Here is a 23,042-nt window from a genome sequence, read left to right as displayed (position 1 = left end):
GACTGGCGTGTTCTTCCGGGATCTCCTCGACGTCATTCCGGCGCAGGCCGGAATCCAGTAGCGGATGCCTGCGAAATACTCAAACAAAGAAATTTTGCCCGTTGTGCGGGACATGTCTTGACTGGATTCCGGCCTGTGCCGGAATGACGAGTTCCCGTGAGCATGCGTTCTTCCACGGGCACGCGCTTGGCCGTGGCGCGGTCCGCGATGGGGCTCGGCAACTGCTCAGCGCGGCGGACGCCCGAGCCGGGCCAGCCAGCGGTCGAGGCTGTTGGCGAAGGCCTGGCGGTCGCGCGGGTGGAACGCGGCCGGGCCGCCGGTGTCCACGCCGGCGCCGCGCAGCTCGTCGAGGAAGTTGCGCATCGACAGCCGCTGCGCGATGGTTTCGGCGGTGTGGAGCTCGCCGCGCGGGTGCAGCGCCAGCGCGCCCTTGGCGATCACCGCCGCGGCCAGCGGGATGTCCTGCGTCACCACCAGGTCGCCGGCGCGCACGCGCCGCTCGATCTCGGCATCCGCCGCGTCGAAGCCGCCGGGCACCTGGATCGCCCGCACCCGGCGCGAGGCCGGCGTGCGCAGGAACTGGTTGGCCACCAGCGTCACCCGCACCGGCACGCGCTCGGCGGCGCGGAACAGGATCTCCTTGACCGGCGCCGGGCAGGCGTCGGCGTCCACCCAGATCTGCGGCGCGGCGTCGCCGTCGGCGGCGGGCTCGCCGCTCACGCGGCGTCCCAGTGCAGCCGGCCGTCGATCACGGTGCGCGCGCGGCCGCCGACCCAGACGTCGGCGCCGTCGATGCGCACGGTCAGCGCGGCGTCGTGACCGATCTCGCGGCCCTGGCTCACCGTGTAGCCGCGCGCCAGCGGGCCGTGCGGCTCGGCGTGGGCGAGGTAGGCGGCGATCAGGCCGTTGGCGGCGCCGGAGGCCGGGTCCTCGACGATGCCCACGCCGGCGGGGAAGGCGCGCACCACCAGCGGGTAGCCGGGCTGCGTGCCGCGCGCGAAGGCGCACAGGCCCATGCTGTCGCTGGCCTTCGCCAGCGCGCCGATCGCCGCGTGGTCGGGTCGCCAGGCGCGCAGCGCGGCCTCGTCGGCGCACTCGGCCAGCCACCAGCGGCGACCGCCGTCCACCAGCGCGGGCGGCAGCGCGCCGCGCTCGACGCCCGCGAGCGCGGCGGGCAGCAGCGGGTGCGCGTCCAGGCCGGTGCGCAGCACGCGCTCGCCGGGCGACTTCAGCAGCAGCACGCGGTCCGCGCCGGCGCCCTCGACCCGGATCGGCAGCACGCCGGCGCCGCATTCCTGCCACAGCAGGCCGTCCGCGGGCCGCGCCAGGCCGCATTCCAGCACGGCGTGCGCGCTGCCCACGCTGGGGTGGCCGGCGAAGGGGATTTCCTTGTGCGGGGTGAAGATGCGCACCAGGTAGTGCGCGGCCGGATCGTCCGGCGGCAGCAGGAACACCGTCTCCACCAGGCCGGTCCAGCGCGCGAAGCGCTGCATCCGCGCCGTGCTCCAGCCGCGCGCGTCGGTCACCACGCCGAGGTGGTTGCCGCCGCCGGGCGTGGCGGCAAAGACGTCCAGATGCAGGTAGCGGATCGGGTCCATGGGGCGCCGGGAGAGGGGAGTGGGGAAAGGAGCGTGGCCGCGCATCATAGCGGCCGGGAGACGCCGGCGGCAGCACGGGCACGGTCGACAAGCCGGCGTGGTCCGGCCAAGATGCGCGCTTCGCGTCTTCAGCAAGGGCTACGCCGGAATGATCACCCTGGCCATCATCGCCGTCACCTGCATCGTCTCGTTCATCGCGCTCAACAACCGGCGGCTGATGGACGACCTGATCCTGTGGCCGCCGGCGATCCAGCGCCACCGCGAGTACCACCGGCTGGTGACCTACGGCGTGGTGCATGCCGACTTCGGCCACCTGCTCTTCAACATGCTCACGCTGTTCTTCTTCGGCCGGGTGATGGAGGGCTTCTACACGGCGCGGCTGGGCACGCTGGGCTTCCTGCTGTTCTACCTCGGCGGCCTGGTGGTCTCGATCCTGCCCACCTACCTGAAGAACCGCAACAACGCGGCCTACCGCAGCCTGGGCGCCTCCGGCGCGGTGTCGGCGGTGCTGTTCTCCTTCATCCTGCTGGCGCCGTGGTCGCGCATCATCGTGTTCGTGCTGCCGATGCCGGCGATCCTCTACGCGGTGCTGTACGTGGCCTACTCGATCTACATGGACCGCAGCGGGCGCGACAACGTCAACCACAGCGCGCACCTGTGGGGCGCGGCCTACGGCGTGGCCTTCACCCTGCTGGTGTATCCGCCGGTGCTGTCGCACTTCCTGGCGCAGCTGTCCAGCCCGCGCTTCTGAGGGGCGGCGCGCTCATCGCGGGTACATCCGCGCGGTGCTAATGCTGGGCGCGGGGCGAGCGTATGCGCCCCGCACCTCGACCACCGCAGGAGTACCCACGCATGGCTACGACCCGCAAGTCGGCCGCGAAGAAATCCGCGGCAAGGAAGACGGCAGCGCGCAAGGCCCCGGCGACGAAGAAGGCCGCCGCGCGCAAGACGGCCGCGAAACGCCCCGCCGCGAAGAAGGCGGCGAAGAAGACGACCGCCCGCAGGGCGGCGACGAGGAAGGTCGCGCGCAAGGCGACCGCCGCGAAGAAGGCGGTGCGCAAGGCCGCCGCCGGCGGGAAGACCGCCGCCAGGAAGACCGCCACGAGGAAAGCGGCCGCGAAGAAGCTGGCCTCCCGCAAGGCGGCGCCGCGCCGCGCTGCGGGCAAGCCCACCGCGAAGAAGGCGGCCGCCGGAAAGACCGCGCGCAAGGCGGCCACTGCATCCCGCCCGGCCAAGGCGGCCGGCGCGCGCAAGGCGCCCGCGAAGAAGGCCGCCATCCGCCGCGCGACGGGCGGCACGGCGGCGCGTCCCGCGCCACGCAAGCCGTCGCCGCCGCGCCCGGCCGCCGCCGCGCGCAGGCCGGCCCGGCCCGAGCCGGTGAAGCACATCAGCCCCGAGGAGGCCGTGGCGCACATCCAGGACCTGCTGCAGGCCAAGCGCGAACGCGTGCGGCAGGGGCCGAACTGGCCGGGCGCGGCGCAGCAGGCGCGGCCCGACAACGGGTCGGCGGGCCACGTGCCGTCGAGCACGCCCTCGCCCGGCGGGAACCTGCCGTTCGGCCACAACTTCGGCGACCGCGGCAAGGACTGACGCGCCCGCGCCGTGCCGGCGGGTGAACGCGCGCCGGCACGGCGGCCCGGGCTCAGGGCGGATTCAAGCGGGCGGGCCTAGCGTGGACCGGCATCACCGAGGAGGTGGACCATGAAACGCCTGCTGGCCGGCGGCGCGCTCGTCCTCGCGGCGGCGACGCTCTCCGGTTGCTACTACGACCCGGGCTACAGCTACGTGCGCGGCGGCGCCTACGGCGGCGACGCCTACTACGGCGCCACGGTCTACGACGACGGCTACTACTACGCGCCGGGCTACTACTACGGCTGCTGCTGGGCGCCCGGCGCGAGCGTGGCGGTCGGCGGCGTCTGGTACGGCGGCCCGCGCTACCGCTACCACGGCGGCTACTACCATCGTCCCTACGGCTATGGCCATGGCGACTGGCACGGCGGCGGCCGCTACCACGGCGGCCCGCCGGGCGGGCATGGCGGTCACGGCTGGCCGGGCCACGGCGGCAACCACCGCTGACGGCTGAGGCACAATCGCGGCATGCCGCCCCATGCCGCGACACGTCCACGGACCAGGCTCATCGCACTCGCGGCGATGGGCCTGTTGCTGTCCGGCTGCGCCAGCCTGCGCTACTACGCCCACGTCGCGCACGGGCAGGGCGAGCTGCTGCTGCACCGCCAGCGCATCGACCGCCTGCTGCGCGACCCGCGCACCGATCCGGCGCTGGCCCGGCGCCTCGCGCTGGCGCTCGACGCGCGCCGCTTCGCCGCGCGGCGGCTGGGCCTGCCCGACAACCGCAGCTACACGCGCTACGTCGACCTGCACCGGCCCTACGTGGTGTGGAACGTGTTCGCCACGCCGCGCCATTCGGTGGAGGCGGTGCCGCAGTGCTTCCCGATCGCCGGCTGCGTGGCCTACCGCGGCTACTTCGACGAGGCGCTGGCGCGGACCCGGGCGGAGCGGCTGCGCGCGCAGGGCGACGACGTGTGGGTCGGCGGCGTGCCGGCGTATTCCACATTGGGCTGGTTCGCCGACCCGATCCTCTCCAGCATGCTGCGCTGGGACGACGACGAACTGGCCGCCACGATCTTCCACGAACTGGCGCACCAGCTGATCTACGTGAAGGGCGACAGCGCCTTCAACGAGTCCTTCGCCAGCTTCGTGCAGGAGCAGGGCCTGCGCGAATGGCGCGCCGCGCGCGGCCTGCCGCCGCCGGACGGCAGGGCGCAGGCGATGGACGACGGCTTCACCGCGCTGGTGCTGGACCTGCGCGAGCGCCTGCGCGCCGCCTACGCGCGCGGCGGCGGCGCGGCCGCGCTGGACGCGGCCAAGCAGGCCGAGATCGCCGCCTTCCGCGCGCGCTACGCGCAGTGGCGCGACGCGCACTGGCCCGGCGACCACCGCTACGACGCCTGGGTGGCCGCACCGATCAACAACGCGCGGCTGCTGCCGTTCGGCCTGTACGACCGCTGGATGCCGGCCTTCGCCGCGCTGTTCCGCCGGTCCGAAGCGCAGTGGCCGGCGTTCTACGCCGGCGTGCGCGCGCTGGCGCGGCAGCCGGCCGCGGCGCGGGAGCAGGCGCTGCGGCGCCTGCTGGACGAGGCGCCCCGCGGCTGAGGCTCAGTCAGGGCGTGCGCTTGCGCCCGGCCATGTGGCGCAGGTAGGCGAGCAGGGCGTCGAGGTCGGCGTCGGACAGCTCGCGCCGGGTGGGGAAGCCCTGCATCTTCGCCTGCGGCCAGCGGCGCAGCGACTGCGGGTCGCGGATGAAGGCGCGCAGCAGGCCGGCCGGCAGGTACTCGGTGGGGTTGTGCGGGATGTTGAGGTCCGGCCCCAGCCGGGCGTCGCCCTCGCCGTTGAGCGTGTGGCAGGCGAAGCAGTTGCGCTGGAACACCGCGAAGCCGCGGCGCACCGGGCTGTCGGGCGGCAGCGCGGGATCGGGCAGGATCGCCGGGAAGCGCGCGGCCGGGCCCGGCAGCCGGCGGATCGCGGCGAGCTGGTAGGGCCACTGCTCGGGGCCGATGCCGGCGGCCTGCGGGTCGGTCCACACCAGGTAGAACGGGCCGATGCCGGGCTTGCCCTCGGCGGGCGCGGGCCAGGGACGGGCCGGGTCCTCGACCGCCAGCCAGGCCCGGCTGCCGTGCCGGCCGAGCACCAGGCCGGCGGGGATTTCCGCGGCGAAGCCGTCGGCGGCGACGAACTGCAGCTGGTCGTCCGGGCCGACGCCGCGCAGCAGCGCGGCGACGGGCAGGGCGCGGTAGCGCATCGTCCGCTTGAACACGACGTCGCCCGGCACCACGATCTCGCGCAGCTCCGGGCGCGCCAGCAGCTGCGCGGTGCGGTAGACGGTCGCGCCATGGCCCAGGTCGACCTTCAGTTCGGCGGCGGCCAGCAGCGGGCACCACAGCAGCAGGCAGGCGAGCAGGGTTCTCATGGGCGTTCGGGGGAGCGGCGGGCGCCGGCCATCCTAGCCGGTCGGCCGCGACCTTGCCGGCAGCTGAACCGGACCGGCCGGCCCCTTGAACTCCCGCGGCGGCGTCCACACTAACCATCACGTATCGCCGTGAGGCGACAGGAGGCGGGGCAGAACATCGCGCCGCCGAGGGGTCGGCCCCTCTTCCCCCTAATGCGCCGGCCTGACAAAACCTCGACAGCTACTCCCCTGGCTGTCGGGGTTTTTATTTGCGCGCTCGCCAGGCGCGGCCCGCCACGCCGATAATCGGACTTCCCCCGCGATGGCCGCGAGCCCACGATGATCGTCACCTCCCTGCTCGACACCGACCTGTACAAGTTCTCGATGATGCAGGTGGTGCTGCACCAGTACCCGGCCGCGCAGGTCGAGTACAGGTTCAAGTGCCGCACGCCGGGCGTCGACCTGGTGCCGTACATCGACGAGATCCGCGACGAGCTCGCCGGCCTGTGCTCGCTGCGCTTCGCCGAGGACGAGCTGGACTACCTGCGCGGCTGGCGCTTCATCAAGAGCGACTTCGTCGATTTCCTCGGCCTGTTCAGGCTCAACGCCAAGTACGTGGAGATCTTCCCGGCCGCCGCCGGCAACGGCGAGATCGAGATCCGCATCCGCGGGCCGTGGCTGCACACCATCCTGTTCGAGGTGCCGCTGCTGGCGATCGTCAACGAGGTGTACTTCCGCAACACGCACCCGGAACCGGACCTGGCCGAGGGCCGCCGGCGCCTGCGCGAGAAGATCGCGCTGCTGCGCGACGCCACCGACTACCGCGAGTGCCGCATCGCCGACTACGGCACGCGGCGGCGCTTCTCGCGCGCCTGGCACGAGGAGGTGGCGGCCACCCTGCGCGAGGGCCTCGGCCCGCAGCTGGCCGGCACCAGCAACGTGTGGCTGGCGCGCCAGCTGGGCCTCACCCCGCTGGGCACGCTGGCGCACGAGTACCTGCAGGCGCACCAGGCGCTGGGCCCGCGCCTGCGCGACTCGCAGGTGGCGGCGCTGGAGGCGTGGGCGAAGGAATACCGCGGCGACCTCGGCATCGCGCTGTCGGACGTGTACGGCCTGGACGCCTTCCTGCGCGACTTCGACATGTACTTCTGCAAGCTGTTCGACGGCACCCGCCACGACTCGGGCGACCCGTTCGTGTGGGGCGAGCGCATGCTGGCGCACTACCGGGCCAACCGCGTCGACCCGCGCAACAAGGTGCTGGTGTTCAGCGACAGCCTGGACGTGCCGAAGGTGATGCAGCTCTACGCGCACTTCCGCGGCCGCTGCCAGCTCGCCTTCGGCGTGGGCACCAACCTCACCAACGACGTGGGGCCGACGCCGCTCAACATCGTGATCAAGATGGTCCGCTGCAACGGCCAGCCGGTGGCCAAGCTCAGCGACTCGCCCGGCAAGAACATGTGCGAGGACCCGGCCTACGTGGCCTACCTGCGGCAGGTGTTCGGGATTCCAGCGGAGCAGGGCTAACGCTTCTGGCGCCTTCTCCCCTTTGGGGAGAAGGCTGGGATGAGGGGGCAGTCTTGTGGAAGCGCTGAGGGTCGATGGGCTTTCCCGCGGGCCCCGGCCCCTCACCCCGGCCCTCTCCCGGGAGGGGAGATGGAGGCAGACGCGGTGATCAGAACGCGGGCAGCACCGCGCCCTGGTACTTCTGCTCGATGAAGGCCTTCACCTCGGGGCTGGTCAGCGCCCTGGCGAGCTTCTGCACGCGCGGGTCGTCCTTGTTGTCGGGGCGGGCGACCAGGTAGTTCACGTAGGGCGAGTCCCTGTCCTCGATCAGCAGCGCGTCGCGGGTCGGGTTGAGGCCGGCGGCCAGCGCGTAGTTGGTGTTGATCAGGGCCAGGTCCACCTCGTCCAGCGTGCGCGGCAGCATCGCCGATTCCAGCTCGCGGAACCGCAGGTGCTTCGGGTTCGCGGTGATGTCCTTCAGCGTGGCCAGCTCGTCGTTGGGGTTCTTCAGGGCGATCAGCCCGTGCTTGGCCAGCAGCAGCAGCGCGCGGCTGTTGTTGCTGGGGTCGTTGGGGAGGGTCACGCTGGCGCCGTCGGGCAGCTCGTCGATGCGCTTGTGCTTGCGCGAGTAGGCGCCGAACGGCTCGATGTGCACGCCGGTCACGATCGCCAGGTCGGTCTTGTGCTCGCGGTTGAACACGTCCAGGTAGGGCTTGGTCTGGAAGTAGTTGACGTCGATCGCCTTGTCCGCCACCTGCAGGTTGGGCTGCACGTAGTCGGCGAACACCTTGATCTCCAGGTCCACGCCCTCCTTCGCCAGCAGCGGCTTCACCTGGCGCAGGATCTCCGCGTGCGGCACGGCGGTGGCCGCCACGGTGAGGCGGTTCGCGTCGCGGCCGCCGGCGCAGGCGGCGAGCAGGGCCAGCGAGGCGAGGGCGAGCAGGGCGGGGAGCAGGAGCTTCATGGCGGGTTTCCTTGCGCGTTGCACAGCAGAATAGACGTCTGGACGTCCAATGGCAAACTACCGGCCGCGGCGCCGCGCGCTGCGCGCCGCCAGCCAGTCGCCCAGCGCCTGGATCAGCTGCACCAGCACCACCAGCAGCGCCACGGTGACCAGCATGTAGTCGGACTTGTAGCTCAGGTAGCCGTAGCGGTAGGCCAGGTCGCCCAGGCCGCCGGCGCCGATCGCACCGCCCATCGCGGTGTAGCCGACCAGCGCGATCGCGGTGACGGTGACCGCGGCGATCAGCCCGCCGCGCGCCTCCGGCAGCAGCACGTGGCGCACGATCTGCCAGGTGCTGGCGCCCATCGCCTGGCTGGCCTCGACCACGCCGTGCTCGACCTCGCGCAGCGCGCTCTCCACCAGCCGCGCGAAGAACGGCGCCGCGCCGATCACCAGCGGCGGGATCGCGCCGCGGATGCCCAGCCGCGTGCCGACCAGGAAGTAGGTCACCGGCATCAGCACGATCATCAGGATGATGAAGGGCACCGAGCGCAGCACGTTCACCGCGAACGCCAGCGCGGCGTTGAGCCGCGGCATCGGCGCAAGCTGGCCGCGCGCGGTGAGGTGCAGCAGCACGCCCAGCGGCAGGCCCAGCAGCACGGTGAGCGCGAGCGAGCCGCCCAGCATCAGCAGGGTGTCGAGGCAGGCCTGGCCGAGCTCGGCCCAGTCGTCGATGTTGGGGAACAGCGTGGTCAGCAGCGGCGCGGTCATCGCGGCAGTTCCTCGATCTCGATGCCGGCGCCGCGCAGCGCGGCCAGCGCGGCGTCCACGTCGCGGCCCTCCAGCGCCAGGGTGAGCTGGCCGTAGGGCAGGTCCTTGATGCGGTCGATGCGCCCGGCGAGGATGTTGAAGTCCACCCCGGTCTCGCGCATCACGCGGCTGAGCGTGGGCGTCCAGGTCGCCGCGCCGCGGAAGGACAGGCGCAGGATGCGGCCGGGCACGCGCGCGAACGGCGCCTCGCCGGCGGCGGCCTCCTCGGGCAGCGCCTCCTCGACGAAGCGCCGCGTGGTCGGGTGCCGCGGATGCAGGAACACGTCGGCCACCGCGCCCAGCTCGACGATGCGGCCGGCGTCGAGCACCGCCACGCGGTCGCACACGCGGCGCACCACGTCCATCTCGTGGGTGATCAGCACGACGGTGAGCTTGAGCTCGCGGTTGATCTCGGCCAGGAGGTCCAGCACCGAGGCGGTGGTCTGCGGGTCGAGCGCGCTGGTGGCCTCGTCGCACAGCAGGATCGAGGGCCGGTTGGCCAGCGCGCGGGCGATGCCCACGCGCTGCTTCTGGCCGCCGGAGAGCTGCGCGGGATACTTGTCCGCGTGCGCCTCCAGGCCCACCCGCGCCAGCAACTCGGCCACGCGCGCGCGGATCGCCGCCTCGTCGCGCGCGCCGGCCAGGCGCAGCGGGAAGGCCACGTTGTCGGCGATGGTCTGCGAGCCGAGCAGGTTGAAGTGCTGGAAGATCATGCCGATGCGCCGGCGCTGCGCGCGCAGCGCGGGCTCGTCCAGCGCGGTCATGTCGACGTCGCCGATCAGCACGCGGCCGCCGCTGGGGCGCTCCAGCAGGTTGATCAGGCGGATCAGCGTGGACTTGCCGGCGCCGGAATGGCCGATGATGCCGAACACCTCGCCGTCGGCGATGTCGAGGCTGAACGGCTCAAGCGCGGGCACGTCCCGGCCGCCGACGCGGTAGGACTTGTGGACGTCGAGGAAACGGATCACGGCGGGCCCGGATCGGGATGGAGCGGGCATTCTAGGCTAACCCATAGGGTGCGGACATCCATACGTCCGCGCGGCATATCGATATGCCGGCGGCGCTTGCAAGGCGGCACCGCGCGGGGCAGGCTGGGGCTTTCGCGCGAGGGCCGGACCCATGACCTGCGTCTACGACTTCACCGCCCGCGACATCGACGGCGACGAGCGTCCGCTCGCCGAGTGGCGCGGCAAGACCCTGCTGATCGTCAACGTCGCCTCGAAGTGCGGCTTCACCCCGCAGTACGCCGGGCTGGAGGCGCTGTGGCGCGAGTACCGCGACCGCGGCTTCGCCGTGCTGGGCTTCCCCTGCGACCAGTTCGGCCACCAGGAGCCGGGCGACGAGGCGGAGATCAAGAACTTCTGCTCCACCAGCTACGAGGTCAGCTTCCCGCTGTTCGCCAAGATCGAGGTGAACGGCGCGAACGCGCACCCGCTGTACCAGTGGCTCAAGAGCGAGGGCAGGGGCATCCTCGGCAGCGAGGCGATCAAGTGGAACTTCACCAAGTTCCTGGTCGGTCCGGACGGCCAGGTGGTCAGGCGCTACGCGCCCACCGACACGCCGGAGAAGATCGGCCGCGACCTCGCCGCGCACCTGCCGCCCGCCTGAGCCGCCGGAAGCTGGCGCCGCTCCCGCTCGCGCAGGAAGGCATGCGCCGCCCCGGCACTGGAAGGCCCCGCCGCCGTCGCCGATGTTCTGCGCGGTCATCCAGCGGCCGGCCTCGCTGACGACGTGGCCGAACGCCACGCGCGCCGGCCGCGGCCAGGCCGAGCGCGACGGCGCGGGAGCCGCCGGTGACCAGCGCATGCTTGCCTTGAAGTGAGGGGTTCATCGGGCGTGCCTCGCCGGTAGCCGGCGATCTTCCGTCGGGTCGCCGCGGCGGCCATCGGGCCGGGCGAAACGCGATGGACGCCTGTCCATTCCATGGACGGCCAAAGACGCTCGCGGCCTGTCGCGGGTGCGCGTGGAGCGGGCCGTTCGCCCCGCATTGCGTCGACGGCGGGCGGTCCGGTCGCTGGGCATCGGCAAGCCGCCCTTGCGCATGACGGCATCGGGGTCCGGCGGCGTGCCGCCGCCAGCCGGCCAGCGGCGCGGCGGGCGTGCGACACGGGGATTGAACGGGAGATTCATTCTGGCGTGGCGGGCCGATCTGCTAGGCTTGCCGCTCTCGTGCCGGTGCGGATCGCCGGTTTCCTCCACCGCTACCGGACGATTTTTCCATGCAGATCGCAGTGCGCACCGTCGCCTCCTTCAACTATGTCCTGACCGACGACGACGGCCAGGTGATCGACAGTTCCGAGGGCCGCGGCCCGCTCACCTACCTGCACGGCAACGGCCAGATCGTGCCGGGCCTGGAGAAGGCGCTGGAAGGCCGCCAGGCCGGCGACCAGTTCCAGGTGGACGTGGCGCCGGAGGAAGGCTACGGCGTGCGCCACGAGGAGCTGGTGCAGCAGGTGCCGCGCGCGGCCTTCCAGGGCGTGGAGGACATCCAGCCCGGCATGCAGTTCCAGGGCCGCGGCCCGCAGGGCACCTTCAGCGTCACCGTGACGGCGGTGGAAGGCGACACCGTGCACGTGGACGGCAACCACCCGCTGGCCGGCCAGCCGCTGCACTTCGCCATCGAGGTCACCGACGTGCGCGCGGCCACCGACGAGGAGCTGGCGCACGGCCACGTGCACGGCCCGGGCGGCCACCAGCACTGATCCGTCCGCGCATGCACGGACGCCTGCGCATCGCCATCGTGGGCTACGGCGCCGCCGGACAGGCGGCGTCGCTGTTTCTGGCCGCGCAAGGCCACGAGTTGAGCGTGTTCGAGCAGGCCGCCGTGCCCGGCCCGGTCGGCGCCGGCTTCCTGCTGCAGCCGACCGGGCTGGAGGTCCTGGCGCGGCTTGGGCTGCGCGAGCGCGCGCTGGAACACGGCCAGCGCATCGAGCGCCTGTACGGCTGCACCGCGCAGGGCCGGCGCGTGATGGACATGCGCTACGCCGACCACGCGCCCGGCTGCTTCGGGCTGGGCATGACCCGCGGCAGCCTGTTCGCGTTGTTGCGCGATGCCTACCCCGATGCGGGACGGGTCCGCACGGGCGTGCGCATGGCGCGGGTCGATCCCGAGGCCGGCGTGCTGTACGACGAGGCCGGCGGCGCCCACGGCCCGTTCGACCTGGTCGTGGCCGCGGACGGCGCGCACTCGCGCCTGCGCGCAAGCCTGCCGGGACTGGCGCGGCGCGAGTCGGTGTATCCCTGGGGCGCGCTGTGGTGCCTGCTGCCGGCCGGGGACTGGCCGCATGCCGGCGTGCTGCAGCAGCGCTACGCCGGGGCGCGCGAGATGATCGGCCTGCTGCCGGTGGGGCGGCGCAGCGACCATGACGGCCGCTGGCTGACCTTCTACTTCAGCCTGCACGGCGATGCGCTGGAGCGCTTCGACGATGCCGCGCTCGCGCGGCTGCGCGGGCGCGTGGCCGCGCTGTGGCCGGAGGCGGAGCCGCTGCTCGCCGGCGTCGAGGCGCCCGGGCAGCTGCAGCGCGCGCGCTACCGCGACGTGGTGATGCCGGTGCCGTTCCGCGGGCGCGTGGCGTTCCTCGGCGACGCCGCGCACGCGATGAGCCCGCAGCTGGGGCAGGGCGTGAACATGGCGCTGCTGGACGCGCAGGCGCTGGCCGGCGCGCTGGCGTCGCATGCGCGGCTGCCCGATGCGCTGCGCGCCTACGCGCGCGGGCGGCGCCGGCACCTGGACGTCTACCAGCGCCTGAGCCGCTGGCTGACCCCGCTGTTCCAGTCCGAGCGCGACGGCCTCGCGCGCCTGCGCGACCTGGCCTTCGGCCCGCTGGGGCGGTTGCCGCTGGCGCGCGGGCAGATGCTGAAAATCCTCGCCGGCACGAAGCGGGCGTGGTGGCGCTGAGCGCCCGGAAGACGCTCAGTACCAGTCCAGCAGCGAGATGCCCAGGCCGAGGTAGGTGGCGTTGTGGTTGTAGTCGATCAGGCTCTCGCCGTAGCCCTTGAACAGCTCCATGTAGCCGCGCAGGTTGCCGGCGATGGGGAAGCTCCAGGTGAACTGCGCGGCGCCGTGGCTGTTGCTGCCGCCGCGGAAGGAGTGGCGCAGCATCATGCCGAACTCCTGGCTGCCCGCCTCGCGCACGATCTGCACGTCGCCGCGGCCCATGTAGTCGCTGATGTCGGGGTTGTCGTCGTCCTTGCGGTCCTCCGGGACGCGCCACCAGGGCCGGAACATCACCGTCCAGCCGTCGCGCTCGAAGCCGATGTCGGCGATCACCCGGTTCCAGCTGCGCGAGAGCGGATCGGCGCGGCCGTTGGATTCGTGGTCGATGCCGATGCCCAGCAGCCGCCCGTCCCAGCCCAGCACCCGGTAGTGGGTCTCGAACACCAGCATCGCCTCGGGCTCGTAGTTGGTCTCGCGGAACGGCCGCGAGTTGTCGCTGTTGTAGACCTGCCAGCGCGAGGACTGGGTGTAGCCCACCCACAGGTCGCCGGTGTCGCCGAACACGCCCTGCCACACCTTGGTCTTGAGGCTGAGCTGGAACTTGGCCTCCACCGTGTCGAGCGACTGCGGCGACTGCACCGTGTTGTTCGGGTTGGGGCTTTGCGGGCGGGTGTTCTGGTTGCTGGTGGCGAACACCGGCATCACGTAGAGCGGCCGGTAGCCGCGCAGGTTGAAGGTGCCCAGCTTGCTCTCCGGCGACAGCTCCCAGCGGCTGTCCAGCAGCGACAGCGGCCTGGCCACCTCCGGGTTGGCGGCGGCGACGTCGCGGCCCGCCGGCGCGGCGCCCTCGTGGCTGAACACGCTCGGCGCCTGCGCGGCGGCGTCGCTGCGCTTGTGCGCCACCGGCAGGTTCACGCGGCCGGTGGCGTGGTCGTAGCAGGCCAGGCGCTGCGCGTCGCTCTCGATCGCGGTGCAGGCGCGGATGTCCATCGGGTCGGGGTTCTGCGCCAGGGCCGCCGCGGGCGCCAGGGCGGCGCACAGCGAAGCCAGGGGGATGACGATGCGCGCGCTGCTCATCGGCGGGCTCCTCGTGTCTGTGTCCATACGGGCAAGAGTAGCCCGAGTCTAGCCGCGCCCGTCCGGCGCGGACGGGAAAACGCCGGCCGCCTGATGCGGCCGGCGTGTCCGTGCGGGCGGCGGCTTACTGGCCCGAGCGCCAGTGCTCGTACTCGCTCTTGCTGATGCGGCCGTCGCGGTTGCGGTCGGCGTGGTCGAAGTCGTTGGCCAGCGGCGGATAGGCCGAGGCCTGCTCCGCGCTGATCGACTTGCCGCCGCCGGACAGCTGCGCGAAGTCCGGCGCGGGGCCCGCCTGCGGCGCCGGCGGCATCGTGGAGCGCACCGTGACCTGCTGGCCCTGCCCGCCGTTCGCGGCGGACGCATCCGGCGGCGGGCTCTGCTGCATCGACTGGTCGGCCGGCGGTGCCGGCGGCGTGGCATCGGCCGGCGGGGGCGGCGGCGGTGGCGTGGCGTCGGCCGGCGGCGGCGGAGGGGGCGGTGGCGTGGTCTGGTCCTGCGCCAGCAGCGATCCGCCGAACAGCAGCGATCCGGCGACGACCGCGGACAAGAGCGGCTTGCGGAATGTCATGTCGATACTCCATGCCTGAGAATGACGGGTACGCAGCGGGCGCGGGAACGCGCCGATTGCGCCGAGGCCACGCTAGCAAGGCGTGCGTAAATGTCAGCTCAACCGGAAAGTGAGGACCGCGTGAAGCCACCCGCGATGTTGCGCCCGCCTTCAGCCGCGCCGGCCGCCCGCCCGCTCGGCATCGGCCAGGCCCGCTGCCTGCAACTGGCGGCGCAAGGGTTGTTGCAGCCGCCGCGCCGCCGCGCGCGGCCGGCGGACGTGGTGGCGGCGGTGGAGCGCATGCGCCTGCTGCAGATCGACAGCATCCACGTGGTCGCCCGCAGCCCCTACCTGGTGCTGCACGCGCGGCTGGGCGACTACCCGCAGGAGTGGCTGGACGCGGCGCTGGAGCAGGGCCGGCTGGCCGAGTGCTGGGCGCACGAGGCCTGCTTCGTGCCGGCCGCCGACCTGCCGCTGCACCGTGCCTGGCGCGAGCGCGGCAGCCACTGGGCGCAGCGGCACGCCGAGCGCATGCAGCGCGAGCACCGCGCGGCGATGGACGGCCTGCTCGCGCGCATCCGCGCGGCGGGCGCGGTGCGCGCCGCGGACTTTCCGCGCGAGCGGCGCGGGGCCAGTGGCTGGTGGGAGTGGAAGCCGGAGAAGCGCTGGCTGGAGGCCTGTTTCGCGCTGGGCGAGCTGATGGTGAGCCGGCGCGAGCGCTTCCAGCGCGTCTACGACCTGGCCGAGCGCGTGCTGGCCAGGCTCGATCCGCCGTTCGTCGCCAGCGCGCTGCCGCCGGCCGGGCTGCGCCGGCGCTTCATCGCCGACAGCGTGCGCGCGCTCGGCATCGCGCAGGCGCGCTGGGTGGCCGACTACTACCGGCTGAAGCCGGCGGTGGGCGAGGCCGAGCTGGCGGCGCTGGCGGCCGAGGGCGAGCTGCTGCCGGTGGCGGTGGCCGGCTGGAGCGCGCCGGGCTACGTGCACCGCGACCACGCCGCGCTGCTGGCGCAGGCCGCGCAGGGCCGCCTGCGCGCCACGCACACCGCGCTGCTGTCGCCGTTCGATCCGCTGGTGTGGGACCGCGCGCGGGTGCAGGCGATGTTCGACTTCGAGTACGCCATCGAGTGCTACACGCCGGCGCCGAAGCGGCGCTACGGCTACTACGTGCTGCCGATCCTGCACCGCGGGCGGCTGGTCGGCCGGCTCGACGCCAAGGCGCACCGCGCCGAGGGCGCGTTCGAGATCAAGGCGCTGTACCTGGAGCCGGGCGTGGCGGCGGCGGATGCGCGGCTGCAGCGCGAGGTGGCCGCGGCGATCGCGCGCACCGCGCGCTGGCACGGCACGCCGTCGATCCGGCTGGCGCGCTGCCGGCCGGCCGCGTTCGGCGCGGCGCTGCGCCGGCACTGGCGCGCGGGGTGAAGGCTCAGCGGCCGCTGCTGGCCGCCGCCGCCGGCTGCTCCGGCTCGCACGCCTTGCCGTGCAGCGCCTGGCGCAGCTGGGAGGCCAGCGAGTTGCAGCGGGCGGCCAGCTGCGGCCGGATGTCCGGGTCCAGCGAGTCGCGCAGCAGGCTGGTGCGCATCGCCTGGTAGCGGCCCTCGATCTGGTCGGGCGCGTAGATGCCCGCGGCGCGGTGGCAGCCCCGGTAGCTGGCCAGGTAGTCGTCGCAGACCGGGATGCCGGTGCGCTCGGGCAGCGGCTGCTCGGCGGCCGCCTCGCGGTGGACCGGGCTCGTCCTGTGCGGGGAGGCGGCCGGCGCCGTGGCGTGCGCGGGGGCGCCGGTGGTGGTGCCGGCGGCGTGGCCGGTACTGCGCTGGGCGGGCTTGCTGGCGCAGCCGGCCAGCGCGAGGCCGCCAAGCGCCGTGACGATGAACAGACGCGCAAACGGGGACGTCATGGTCGGCTCCTCCGATTTCGGGGCGGTTGGATGGCGGACACTAGACAATCGCGGAAGTAAAGAAAACCTGAAAAAGCGCCGCGAGGGCGCCGTTCGCCGAACGGCCGTTCAGCCCCGGGGCGCGGCGCGTTCGCATCCGCGGCCGGATACCGCTATGATGCGCGCACTGTGTTTGCCGGGGTCACCAGAGTTTTGTGACCCGATGCAGCTGATCTCGATCCGCCTCATCGCCTCACCCCTTGGGTTTCCTTGCACACCAGTAAGTCGGCTCCGCGCGTCGCGGCAGTCGAGTCTTTCCTCAAGTAAATCCAGGAGTGTTTCATGTCTGATCGTCAGATCGGTACCGTCAAGTGGTTCAACGATGCCAAGGGCTTCGGCTTCATCAGCCGCGACAACGGCCCCGACGTGTTCGTGCATTTCCGCGCGATCACCGGCACCGGCTTCAAGAGCCTGCAGGAAGGCCAGAAGGTCAGCTTCAAGGTGGTGCAGGGCCAGAAGGGCCTGCAGGCCGACGAAGTGGCCGCGGCCTGATTCGCCCGGTCCCCGGGCGGAACGAAAAAGCCGGGCAGCGATGCCCGGCTTTTTTCATGGGCGCCGGGCTTTTTGCATAGCTAATTAGGTAGGCATTTGCATGCCGAAAAATCGGCTATGCTTGGGCCACTGTGTCTGCTCGGTCCACGTGCGTGCCCGAGACACGTCCGCTCCTGTCGGCTGACGAGGTCTGGTTGCTGCCGCCCCCTGCATGCCCAGTAAGTCGTCGGCCATAGGGGAGGTCGACTTGTCTCAAACGAGCAGATCGGAGTGAGTCATGTCGGATCGTGAGGTTGGCACCGTCAAATGGTTCAACGACGCCAAGGGCTTCGGTTTCATCAGCCGGGAGAACGGCCCCGACGTCTTCGTGCATTTCCGCGCCATCGCCGGCACGGGTTTCCGCAGCCTGAAGGAAGGCCAGAAGGTGAGCTTCAAGGTGGTGCAGGGCCAGAAGGGCCTGCAGGCCGATGAGGTCACGCCGGCCTAGGCGGCGACCCTCCCCTTTTTCCGGAAAAGGCCGGCGCGAGCCGGCCTTTTTTCTGCGCGGGGGCCAGCCCGGCGCGCATCGGGAGAGAGGGCGCCGATCACGCGGCGGAACGCCGCAGCACGTCCCGTACCGTCGGATCTTCTTCCGTGCGGGCCTGGAAGCGGGCCACGTTCGGATAGTCCTGCCGGGTTTTCGGCAGCCTGGCCGTCCAGCGCACTGTGACGAAGGCATGGGCATCCGCGGCGCTGCGGCGGTCGCGGCAGACATGGCGCCCGGGCCGACCAGGCGGGCCAGTTGCCGCATCACGCGGTCGATGCACAGGTGCGATCGGGCACGGATGTGTTCGAGCGCCCGGGGCGAATGGTCCGCCGGAAGCGCTGCGGCGAGAACAGCGCCGGATGGCAATCGCCGGTGAGGAACGCCATGGTGTCGGCCCATTCGAAACGGTTCTGCACGTCCTCCTCCCGCCGGGGTCCGCGTGGGTGCTGGCGCGCGGCGGCGAGCGGCGCGAGGTGCACCTGACCGGCCGGTTCCGCGTCAACAACGTCGGCATGATGCAGCGCCTCGCCGCCGAAGGCCCGGGCATCGCCATGCTCGGCCGCGAAGGCATGCAGGCGGGTCCCGCGGTGCAGCGGCCGACTGGCAGGCCTCGCCCATCGCGGTGCGTGCGCTCAACGAGACTCGCCTGCTACCGGCCGACACGCAGCACTTCATCGAGTATCTGAAGGCCAATCTTTCGCGAACGGCAGCTTGAGGGCGAAGGGAAAGTCCGGGCCGCGGCCGACGCCTCTGCCGCCGTGGTGCGGTGGGGATTCCGCCCGCGGTGGCGCCCGCTTCGGGCCGTGGTCGCCGGTGGCGGCTCCGCTTCCCCGGAGCTGCGGCCGCGCGCGGCGCTTTTGTGCGTGCGGCGCGTCTCGGTTAGCCTGTCCGCCTCTCCATTCGCGCGAGTACGGACCGTGCCTTCGTCGACCGCCCATCCGCCGTCCAGCGATCCCCGTGCCCTGCGCGTCGCGGCCGGCGGCGCCGAAGCCGAATTGCTGCTGCTGCAGCCGCCGGCGGGGGCGGCGCGGCGGTTGCTCTACTGGCTGCCGGCGATGGGCGTGGCGGCGCGCAACTACCTGCCGCTGGCGAGGGCGCTGGCCGGGCACGGGTTTGCGGTGGCGCTGCACGAGTGGCGCGGCATCGGCTCGAGCACCTGGCGCGCCGGGCGGAACCTGGACTGGGGCTACCGCGAACTGCTGCAGGAGGACCTGCCGGCCGGGCTGGCCGCCGCCCGCGCCGCGCTGCCGCAGGCGCCGCCGCTGATCGGCGGCCACAGCCTGGGCGGGCAGTTGTCCGCGCTGTATGCCGGCCTGCATCCGCAGGCGTTCCAGGGCCTGGTGCTGGTGGCCAGCGGCGCGCCGTACTGGCGCTGCTTCCGCCACCGCTGGGCGGTGCGCGCCGCCTACGGGCTGGCGCCGCTGCTCGCCGGCCTGTGCGGCCACCTGCCGGGGCGCCGGATCGGCTTCGGCGGCAACGAGGCGCGCGGGGTGATCCGCGACTGGGCACGCAGCGGCCGCACCGGCGTGTACGCCGCCCGGGGCCTGGGCGAACTGGAACCGTCCATGGCGCGGATCGAACGGCCGCTGCTCGCATTGCGCCTGCGCGACGACTGGCTGGGACCGGAGGCCTCGCTCGACTGGCTGCTCGGCAAGCTGCCGCGCGCGGCGGTCACGCGCGAGGTGCTGGCGCCGGGCGACCTGCACGGCCCCGCCGACCACTTCGGCTGGATGAGGGCGCCGGAGCCGGTGGCCGGGCGTATCGCGGCGTGGGCCGCCGCTACATGAAAAATGCTTCATGGCGGCGTCCCTTGAAGCAGGGAAGCGGCGCCGCATCTCGCGCGGATCGCATCCATTCCGAGGACGCCGCATGCTGTTCGATCCCTTCACGCAACGCAGCGTGACACTGCGCAACCGCATCGTCGTTTCGCCGATGTGCCAGTACTCCGCCGTCGATGGCCTGCCGGGCCCGTGGCACATGGTGCACCTTGGCAGCCGCGCGGTGGGCGGCGCGGGCGCCATCGTCGTCGAGGCCACGGCGGTCTCGCCGGAGGGGCGCATTTCGCTGGGCGATGTCGGCCTGTGGAACGATGCGCAGCGCGATGCCTGGGCGCCGATCGCGGCTTTCGTCCGCGCGCAGGGCGCGGTGGCCGGCGTGCAACTGGCGCATGCCGGGCGCAAGGCCAGCGCGCAGCGGCCGTGGGAAGGCGGGGGCCGCTTTCCGAAGCGGAAGGCGCATGGACCACGGTGGCGCCTTCGGCGTTGCCGTTCGACCAGGGCTGGCACGTGCCGCAGGCGCTGGACGCGGCGGGCATCGCCCGGGTGGTCGCCGATTTCCGCGCCGCCGCGCAGCGCGCGCTGGCGGCCGGCTTCCAGCTGGTGGAGATCCACGCCGCGCACGGCTACCTGCTGCACCAGTTCCTCTCGCCGCTCAGCAACCGCCGCAGCGACGGCTACGGCGGCAGCTTCGAGAACCGCACGCGGCTGGTGCGCGAGGTGGTGACCGCGGTGCGCGAGGTGTGGCCGCAGGCGCTGCCGCTGTGGCTGCGCGTCTCGGCCACCGACTGGGCCGAGGGCGGCTGGGACCTCGAGCAGAGCGTGGCGCTGGCGCGTATGCTCAAGCCGCTGGGCGTGGACCTGATCGATACCTCCAGCGGCGGGCTGGTGCCGCACGTGCAGATCCCGCTCGCACCCGGCTACCAGGTGCCCTTCGCCGCGCGCATCCGCCGCGAGGCGGACATCGCCACCGGCGCGGTCGGCCTGATCAGCACGCCCGAGCAGGCCGAGGCGATCGTCGCCGGCGGCGAGGCCGACCTGGTGCTGCTGGCCCGCGCGAGCCTGCGCGATCCCTATTTCCCGCGCCGCGCGGCGCGGGCGCTGGGGGCCTCGATCCAGGCGCCGGTGCAGTACCAGCGCGGCTGGTGAACCGCGGCGGCGGCGCACCCGCCGGCGGCCGTGGGTATCGCCGCAGCTGCGCAGGCCGGTCGTCGTCCGCCCGGAAGTTCGCGTTGCGCCGGCCTCCGCAGGTTCTGCCCGCGGCTGCCGCGGGAGCATCGCAAGCGGGGAGGCCGCCAGCCCGGGAGGCGTGGCCGGCGGCGACCTGCCTGGCGTTGCCGGACAGCCGGCACGTCGAGCCCGGTCACACGCGTTCCAGCGCGAGCGAAAGCCCTTGGCCCACACCAATGCACATGGTGACCAGCGCACGCCTGCCGCCGCTCGCGTGCAGCGCGTGCGCCGCGGTCATCGCCAGGCGCGCCCCCGACATGCCAAGCGGATGCCCCAGCGCGATCGCCCCGCCATGCGGATTCACGCGCGGATCGTCCAGTGCATCCACGCCCAGTTCGCGCAGCGAGGCGATCACCTGCGAGGCGAATGCCTCATTGATTTCGATCAGGTCGAAATCGGCGACGGACAGGCCCAGGCGCGCCATCAGCCTGCGGCTGGCCGGCGCCGGCCCGATGCCCATCACGCGCGGTTCCACGCCGGCGGTGGCCATGCCCAGCACGCGGGCGCGCGGCACCAGGCCATGGCTACGCGCGGTGGCCTCGGAGGCGATGAACATCGCGGCAGCGCCATCGTTCACGCCCGAGGCATTGCCGGCGGTGACCGTGCCGCCCTCCTTCACCACGCCGCGCAACGTGGACAATGCCTCCAGCGTCGTATCGGCGCGCGGATGTTCGTCGAGGCTCACCACCGTGTCGCCCTTCCTGCCGGGGACCGTCACCGGCACGATCTCCTCGGCGAGGAAGCCGCTGGCCTGCGCTCGGGCGGCGCGCTGCTGGCTTTGCAGCGCGAAGCGGTCCTGCGCCTCGCGGGTGATCCGGTACAGCCCGGCCACGTTCTCGGCGGTTTCCGGCATGGCGTCCACGCCGTACCGGGATTTCATTAGCGGATTGACGAAGCGCCAGCCGATGGTGGTGTCCTCGATGGCCTGGTTGCGCGCGAACGCGCTGCCCGCCTTGCCCATCACGTACGGGGCGCGGCTCATGCTTTCCACGCCGCCGGCGATGGCCAGCCCGATTTCGCCGGACATCACCGCGCGCGCGGCGGTGCCCACGGCGTCCGCTCCGCTGGCGCAGAGGCGATTTATCGTGACGCCCGGCACCGACGCGGGCAGGCCGGCCAGCAGCGCGGCCATGCGCGCCACGTTGCGGTTGTCCTCGCCAGCCTGGTTGGCGCAGCCGAGAATCACGTCGTCGATGCAGGCCGGATCCAGCTCCGGATGGCGCGCGAGCAGCGAGCGGATGGCGTGCGCGGCAAGGTCGTCCGCGCGTACCGTGCTCAATGCGCCGCCATAACGGCCGATGGGCGTGCGCACCGCATCGCAGAGAAAGGCGGCGCTCATGCCGGCAATCCGTTCTTGAACGGGGCCGCGGTCCTGGCCGCCACCTGCTCCACGGTCACGCCGGGCGCCAGCTCGACCAGCGTGAGACCGCCGCCGTTCGCCTTGTCGCAGGCGAATACGGCCAGGTCGGTGATGAGCAGATCGACCACGCCCGCGCCGGTCAGCGGCAGAGTGCATCGTTCGAGGATCTTCGACTCACCGGCCTTGTTGGTGTGCTCCATCACTACCACCACGCGCCGGACGCCCGCGACCAGGTCCATCGCGCCACCCATGCCCTTGAGCATCTTGCCCGGAATCGTCCAGTTTGCGATGTCGCCGTTCGCGGCCACCTCCATTGCGCCGAGCACGGTCAGGTCGACGTGGCCGCCGCGGATCATTGCGAAGCTTGCCGAGGAGGAGAAGAAGCTCGCCCCCGGCAGCGCGGTGACCGTCTGCTTGCCGGCGTTGATGAGATCCGGATCGGCCTCGTCCGCATAGGGAAAGGGGCCCATGCCGAGCAGCCCGTTCTCGCTTTGCAGGATCACCTCGATGCCGGGCGGGATGTGGTTCGCCACCAGCGTCGGAATGCCGATGCCGAGGTTCACGTAGAAGCCGTCCCGCAATTCGCGCGCGGCGCGCGCGGCCATGCCGTCGCGGTCCCAGGCCATCACGCGTTCTCCCGGGGTCGCACGGACAGCTTCTCTATGCGTTTCTCGTTCACGGTGCTTTTCACGATGCGGTCCACGTAGATGCCGGGCGTGTGTACCTGGTCCGGGTCGAGCGAGCCGACCGGCACGATCTCCTCGACCTCGGCCACGGTCACCTTGCCGGCGGTGGCCATGTCCTGGTTGAAGTTGCGCGCGGTCTTGCGATAGACGAGGTTGCCGGCCGCGTCGCCGCGCCAGGCCTTGACGATGGCCACGTCGGCGCGCAGCCAGGTCTCGCGCAGGTAGGTATGGCCCTCGAACACCTCGGTCCGCTTGCCCTGGGCGACCACGGTGCCGACGCCGGTGCGCGTGTAGAACGCGGCGATGCCGGCGCCACCGGCCCGGATGCGTTCGGCCAGCGTGCCCTGCGGGTTCAATTCCAGTTCCAGCTCACCGCTCAGGTAGAGCTGCTCGAACAGCCTGTTCTCGCCCACGTAGGAGGAGATCATCTTCCTGATCTGGCGGTTGGCCAGAAGCATCCACAATCCGAAGCCGTCGGCGCCGCAGTTGTTGGAGATGATCGTGAGATTCCTCGTGCCGGCGTCGCGGATCGCCAGAATCAGGCTTTCGGGGTTGCCGGCGAGGCCGAAGCCGCCCGACATGATCGTCATGCCGTCGAACAGCAGGCCATCGAGCGCGGCGGCAGGGTTGGGATAGAGCTTGTTGGGCATGGGCGTGT

26 protein-coding genes and 1 pseudogene are annotated in these 23,042 nt (G+C 72.3%); 13 read left to right on the top strand and 14 right to left on the bottom strand.

Annotation, left to right across the window (positions count from 1 at the left end):
* Positions 1 to 225: 225 nt before the first annotated feature.
* Positions 226 to 720 (bottom strand): YaiI/YqxD family protein, encoded by a 495-nt coding sequence (locus tag C7456_RS04315; RefSeq protein ID WP_109722544.1) that lies wholly within the window; start codon positions 718 to 720, stop codon positions 226 to 228.
* Positions 717 to 1,598 (bottom strand): PhzF family phenazine biosynthesis protein, encoded by an 882-nt coding sequence (locus tag C7456_RS04310; RefSeq protein ID WP_109722543.1) that lies wholly within the window; start codon positions 1,596 to 1,598, stop codon positions 717 to 719. The genes C7456_RS04315 and C7456_RS04310 overlap by 4 nt, the downstream gene beginning before the upstream one ends.
* A gap of 148 nt (positions 1,599 to 1,746) precedes the next feature.
* On the opposite strand from C7456_RS04310, the gene C7456_RS04305 reads away from it, so the two are divergent.
* Positions 1,747 to 2,349, top strand: coding sequence for a rhomboid family intramembrane serine protease (locus tag C7456_RS04305; RefSeq protein WP_109722542.1), 603 nt, complete (start codon positions 1,747 to 1,749; stop codon positions 2,347 to 2,349).
* Between the two features lie 37 nt (positions 2,350 to 2,386).
* Here the strand turns inward: C7456_RS04305 and C7456_RS17460 are convergent, their stop codons facing one another.
* Positions 2,387 to 2,986, bottom strand: coding sequence for a hypothetical protein (locus C7456_RS17460; protein WP_245889762.1), 600 nt, complete (start codon positions 2,984 to 2,986; stop codon positions 2,387 to 2,389).
* Here C7456_RS17460 and C7456_RS17455 point away from each other — a divergent pair.
* From C7456_RS17455 to C7456_RS04290, 3 genes are all read left to right on the top strand, one after another.
* On the top strand, positions 2,976 to 3,188 hold the full coding sequence (locus C7456_RS17455; RefSeq protein WP_170211487.1) for a hypothetical protein: 213 nt from the start codon (positions 2,976 to 2,978) through the stop codon (positions 3,186 to 3,188). The genes C7456_RS17460 and C7456_RS17455 overlap by 11 nt on opposite strands.
* 111 nt (positions 3,189 to 3,299) lie before the next feature.
* Entirely contained in the window at positions 3,300 to 3,674 is a 375-nt protein-coding gene (locus C7456_RS17450; protein WP_109722541.1) for a hypothetical protein, read from the top strand.
* Positions 3,675 to 3,749: 75 nt separating this feature from the next.
* Positions 3,750 to 4,772, top strand: coding sequence for an aminopeptidase (locus tag C7456_RS04290; protein ID WP_109722540.1), 1,023 nt, complete (start codon positions 3,750 to 3,752; stop codon positions 4,770 to 4,772).
* A gap of 7 nt (positions 4,773 to 4,779) precedes the next feature.
* Here the strand turns inward: C7456_RS04290 and C7456_RS04285 are convergent, their stop codons facing one another.
* Entirely contained in the window at positions 4,780 to 5,586 is an 807-nt protein-coding gene (locus C7456_RS04285; protein ID WP_109722539.1) for a cytochrome c, read from the bottom strand.
* 318 nt (positions 5,587 to 5,904) lie between these two features.
* On the opposite strand from C7456_RS04285, the gene pncB reads away from it, so the two are divergent.
* Positions 5,905 to 7,089: a nicotinate phosphoribosyltransferase gene (gene pncB, locus C7456_RS04280; RefSeq protein ID WP_109722538.1), complete on the top strand. Its 1,185-nt coding sequence runs from the start codon at positions 5,905 to 5,907 to the stop codon at positions 7,087 to 7,089.
* Positions 7,090 to 7,237: 148 nt separating this feature from the next.
* On the opposite strand, the gene C7456_RS04275 is transcribed toward pncB, so the two are convergent.
* The 3 genes from C7456_RS04275 to C7456_RS04265 are packed head-to-tail and all read right to left on the bottom strand — an operon-like array spanning position 7,238 to position 9,789.
* Positions 7,238 to 8,032 carry a MetQ/NlpA family ABC transporter substrate-binding protein gene (locus C7456_RS04275; protein ID WP_109722537.1) on the bottom strand — a complete coding sequence of 265 codons (795 nt, stop codon included), beginning with the start codon at positions 8,030 to 8,032 and terminating at the stop codon, positions 7,238 to 7,240.
* A 57-nt stretch (positions 8,033 to 8,089) separates the two neighbouring features.
* Positions 8,090 to 8,782 carry a methionine ABC transporter permease gene (locus tag C7456_RS04270; protein ID WP_109722536.1) on the bottom strand — a complete coding sequence of 231 codons (693 nt, stop codon included), beginning with the start codon at positions 8,780 to 8,782 and terminating at the stop codon, positions 8,090 to 8,092.
* Entirely contained in the window at positions 8,779 to 9,789 is a 1,011-nt protein-coding gene (locus C7456_RS04265) for a methionine ABC transporter ATP-binding protein (RefSeq protein WP_109722535.1), read from the bottom strand. The genes C7456_RS04270 and C7456_RS04265 overlap by 4 nt, the downstream gene beginning before the upstream one ends.
* A 151-nt stretch (positions 9,790 to 9,940) precedes the next feature.
* Between C7456_RS04265 and C7456_RS04260 the strand changes: the two genes are divergently transcribed.
* The 3 genes from C7456_RS04260 to C7456_RS04245 all read left to right on the top strand — a co-directional run bounded on the left by C7456_RS04260 (position 9,941) and on the right by C7456_RS04245 (position 12,719).
* Positions 9,941 to 10,429 carry a glutathione peroxidase gene (locus tag C7456_RS04260; RefSeq protein WP_109722534.1) on the top strand — a complete coding sequence of 163 codons (489 nt, stop codon included), beginning with the start codon at positions 9,941 to 9,943 and terminating at the stop codon, positions 10,427 to 10,429.
* A gap of 611 nt (positions 10,430 to 11,040) precedes the next feature.
* Positions 11,041 to 11,523 carry an FKBP-type peptidyl-prolyl cis-trans isomerase gene (locus C7456_RS04250; protein ID WP_109722533.1) on the top strand — a complete coding sequence of 161 codons (483 nt, stop codon included), beginning with the start codon at positions 11,041 to 11,043 and terminating at the stop codon, positions 11,521 to 11,523.
* Between the two features lie 11 nt (positions 11,524 to 11,534).
* Positions 11,535 to 12,719, top strand: coding sequence for an FAD-dependent oxidoreductase (locus C7456_RS04245; protein ID WP_109722532.1), 1,185 nt, complete (start codon positions 11,535 to 11,537; stop codon positions 12,717 to 12,719).
* A 15-nt stretch (positions 12,720 to 12,734) separates the two neighbouring features.
* On the opposite strand, the gene C7456_RS04240 is transcribed toward C7456_RS04245, so the two are convergent.
* Entirely contained in the window at positions 12,735 to 13,835 is a 1,101-nt protein-coding gene (locus C7456_RS04240) for a phospholipase A (protein ID WP_109722531.1), read from the bottom strand.
* A 124-nt stretch (positions 13,836 to 13,959) separates the two neighbouring features.
* Positions 13,960 to 14,403, bottom strand: coding sequence for a hypothetical protein (locus C7456_RS04235; RefSeq protein WP_109722530.1), 444 nt, complete (start codon positions 14,401 to 14,403; stop codon positions 13,960 to 13,962).
* Positions 14,404 to 14,538: 135 nt separating this feature from the next.
* Here C7456_RS04235 and C7456_RS04230 point away from each other — a divergent pair, with 135 nt between their 5' ends.
* Complete coding sequence (locus C7456_RS04230) at positions 14,539 to 15,801, top strand: winged helix-turn-helix domain-containing protein (protein ID WP_109722529.1); 1,263 nt, start codon at positions 14,539 to 14,541, stop codon at positions 15,799 to 15,801.
* Positions 15,802 to 15,805: 4 nt separating this feature from the next.
* Here C7456_RS04230 and C7456_RS04225 read toward each other — a convergent pair whose 3' ends face one another.
* Positions 15,806 to 16,276, bottom strand: a complete 471-nt coding sequence (locus C7456_RS04225; RefSeq protein ID WP_109722528.1) for a hypothetical protein — start codon at positions 16,274 to 16,276, stop codon at positions 15,806 to 15,808.
* A 321-nt stretch (positions 16,277 to 16,597) separates the two neighbouring features.
* Here C7456_RS04225 and C7456_RS04220 point away from each other — a divergent pair, with 321 nt between their 5' ends.
* Together C7456_RS04220 and C7456_RS04215 are read left to right on the top strand one after the other, a co-directional pair.
* Positions 16,598 to 16,807: a cold-shock protein gene (locus C7456_RS04220; protein ID WP_109722527.1), complete on the top strand. Its 210-nt coding sequence runs from the start codon at positions 16,598 to 16,600 to the stop codon at positions 16,805 to 16,807.
* A gap of 277 nt (positions 16,808 to 17,084) precedes the next feature.
* Positions 17,085 to 17,294 (top strand): cold-shock protein, encoded by a 210-nt coding sequence (locus C7456_RS04215; protein ID WP_109722526.1) that lies wholly within the window; start codon positions 17,085 to 17,087, stop codon positions 17,292 to 17,294.
* A gap of 302 nt (positions 17,295 to 17,596) precedes the next feature.
* Here the strand turns inward: C7456_RS04215 and C7456_RS17150 are convergent, their stop codons facing one another.
* Positions 17,597 to 17,749 carry a hypothetical protein gene (locus tag C7456_RS17150; protein ID WP_170120171.1) on the bottom strand — a complete coding sequence of 51 codons (153 nt, stop codon included), beginning with the start codon at positions 17,747 to 17,749 and terminating at the stop codon, positions 17,597 to 17,599.
* A gap of 501 nt (positions 17,750 to 18,250) precedes the next feature.
* Between C7456_RS17150 and C7456_RS04210 the strand changes: the two genes are divergently transcribed.
* Positions 18,251 to 19,120: an alpha/beta hydrolase family protein gene (locus C7456_RS04210; RefSeq protein ID WP_245889761.1), complete on the top strand. Its 870-nt coding sequence runs from the start codon at positions 18,251 to 18,253 to the stop codon at positions 19,118 to 19,120.
* 82 nt (positions 19,121 to 19,202) lie between these two features.
* Positions 19,203 to 20,257, top strand: a pseudogene (locus tag C7456_RS04205) (NADH:flavin oxidoreductase/NADH oxidase).
* A gap of 214 nt (positions 20,258 to 20,471) precedes the next feature.
* On the opposite strand, the gene pcaF reads toward C7456_RS04205, so the two are convergent.
* From pcaF to C7456_RS04190, 3 genes are read right to left on the bottom strand one after another with little or no spacing between them, the layout of a single operon-like run.
* A complete protein-coding gene (pcaF, locus tag C7456_RS04200) occupies positions 20,472 to 21,677 on the bottom strand; it encodes a 3-oxoadipyl-CoA thiolase (protein ID WP_109722525.1) in 1,206 nt (401 codons plus the stop codon).
* Entirely contained in the window at positions 21,674 to 22,324 is a 651-nt protein-coding gene (locus C7456_RS04195) for a 3-oxoacid CoA-transferase subunit B (RefSeq protein ID WP_109722524.1), read from the bottom strand. Before C7456_RS04195 ends, pcaF begins: the two co-directional genes overlap by 4 nt.
* The gene (locus C7456_RS04190) at positions 22,324 to 23,034 is read right to left on the bottom strand and encodes a CoA transferase subunit A (protein WP_109722523.1); all 711 of its coding nucleotides are present in this window, start codon (positions 23,032 to 23,034) and stop codon (positions 22,324 to 22,326) included. The genes C7456_RS04195 and C7456_RS04190 overlap by 1 nt, the downstream gene beginning before the upstream one ends.
* Between the last annotated feature and the right edge of the window lie 8 nt (positions 23,035 to 23,042).

Origin of the sequence: Fulvimonas soli (assembly GCF_003148905.1) — a bacterium.
Classification (GTDB): domain Bacteria; phylum Pseudomonadota; class Gammaproteobacteria; order Xanthomonadales; family Rhodanobacteraceae; genus Fulvimonas; species Fulvimonas soli.
This window is presented reverse-complemented; position numbering and strand designations above follow the sequence as displayed.

Coding starts and splice junctions, on each gene's coding strand:
- C7456_RS04270 (WP_109722536.1), bottom strand. CDS start 8,782: ATGACCGCGCCGCTGCTGACCACGCTGTTCCCCAACATCGACGACTGG.
- C7456_RS04225 (WP_109722528.1), bottom strand. CDS start 16,276: ATGACGTCCCCGTTTGCGCGTCTGTTCATCGTCACGGCGCTTGGCGGC.
- C7456_RS04250 (WP_109722533.1), top strand. CDS start 11,041: ATGCAGATCGCAGTGCGCACCGTCGCCTCCTTCAACTATGTCCTGACC.
- pcaF (WP_109722525.1), bottom strand. CDS start 21,677: ATGAGCGCCGCCTTTCTCTGCGATGCGGTGCGCACGCCCATCGGCCGT.
- C7456_RS04235 (WP_109722530.1), bottom strand. CDS start 14,403: ATGACATTCCGCAAGCCGCTCTTGTCCGCGGTCGTCGCCGGATCGCTG.
- C7456_RS17460 (WP_245889762.1), bottom strand. CDS start 2,986: ATGTGCTTCACCGGCTCGGGCCGGGCCGGCCTGCGCGCGGCGGCGGCC.
- C7456_RS04305 (WP_109722542.1), top strand. CDS start 1,747: ATGATCACCCTGGCCATCATCGCCGTCACCTGCATCGTCTCGTTCATC.
- C7456_RS04190 (WP_109722523.1), bottom strand. CDS start 23,034: ATGCCCAACAAGCTCTATCCCAACCCTGCCGCCGCGCTCGATGGCCTG.
- C7456_RS04275 (WP_109722537.1), bottom strand. CDS start 8,032: ATGAAGCTCCTGCTCCCCGCCCTGCTCGCCCTCGCCTCGCTGGCCCTG.
- C7456_RS04260 (WP_109722534.1), top strand. CDS start 9,941: ATGACCTGCGTCTACGACTTCACCGCCCGCGACATCGACGGCGACGAG.
- C7456_RS04290 (WP_109722540.1), top strand. CDS start 3,750: ATGGGCCTGTTGCTGTCCGGCTGCGCCAGCCTGCGCTACTACGCCCAC.
- C7456_RS04285 (WP_109722539.1), bottom strand. CDS start 5,586: ATGAGAACCCTGCTCGCCTGCCTGCTGCTGTGGTGCCCGCTGCTGGCC.
- C7456_RS17450 (WP_109722541.1), top strand. CDS start 3,300: ATGAAACGCCTGCTGGCCGGCGGCGCGCTCGTCCTCGCGGCGGCGACG.
- C7456_RS04195 (WP_109722524.1), bottom strand. CDS start 22,324: ATGGCCTGGGACCGCGACGGCATGGCCGCGCGCGCCGCGCGCGAATTG.
- C7456_RS04215 (WP_109722526.1), top strand. CDS start 17,085: ATGTCGGATCGTGAGGTTGGCACCGTCAAATGGTTCAACGACGCCAAG.
- C7456_RS04245 (WP_109722532.1), top strand. CDS start 11,535: ATGCACGGACGCCTGCGCATCGCCATCGTGGGCTACGGCGCCGCCGGA.
- C7456_RS04240 (WP_109722531.1), bottom strand. CDS start 13,835: ATGAGCAGCGCGCGCATCGTCATCCCCCTGGCTTCGCTGTGCGCCGCC.
- C7456_RS04220 (WP_109722527.1), top strand. CDS start 16,598: ATGTCTGATCGTCAGATCGGTACCGTCAAGTGGTTCAACGATGCCAAG.
- C7456_RS04310 (WP_109722543.1), bottom strand. CDS start 1,598: ATGGACCCGATCCGCTACCTGCATCTGGACGTCTTTGCCGCCACGCCC.
- C7456_RS04230 (WP_109722529.1), top strand. CDS start 14,539: ATGTTGCGCCCGCCTTCAGCCGCGCCGGCCGCCCGCCCGCTCGGCATC.
- pncB (WP_109722538.1), top strand. CDS start 5,905: ATGATCGTCACCTCCCTGCTCGACACCGACCTGTACAAGTTCTCGATG.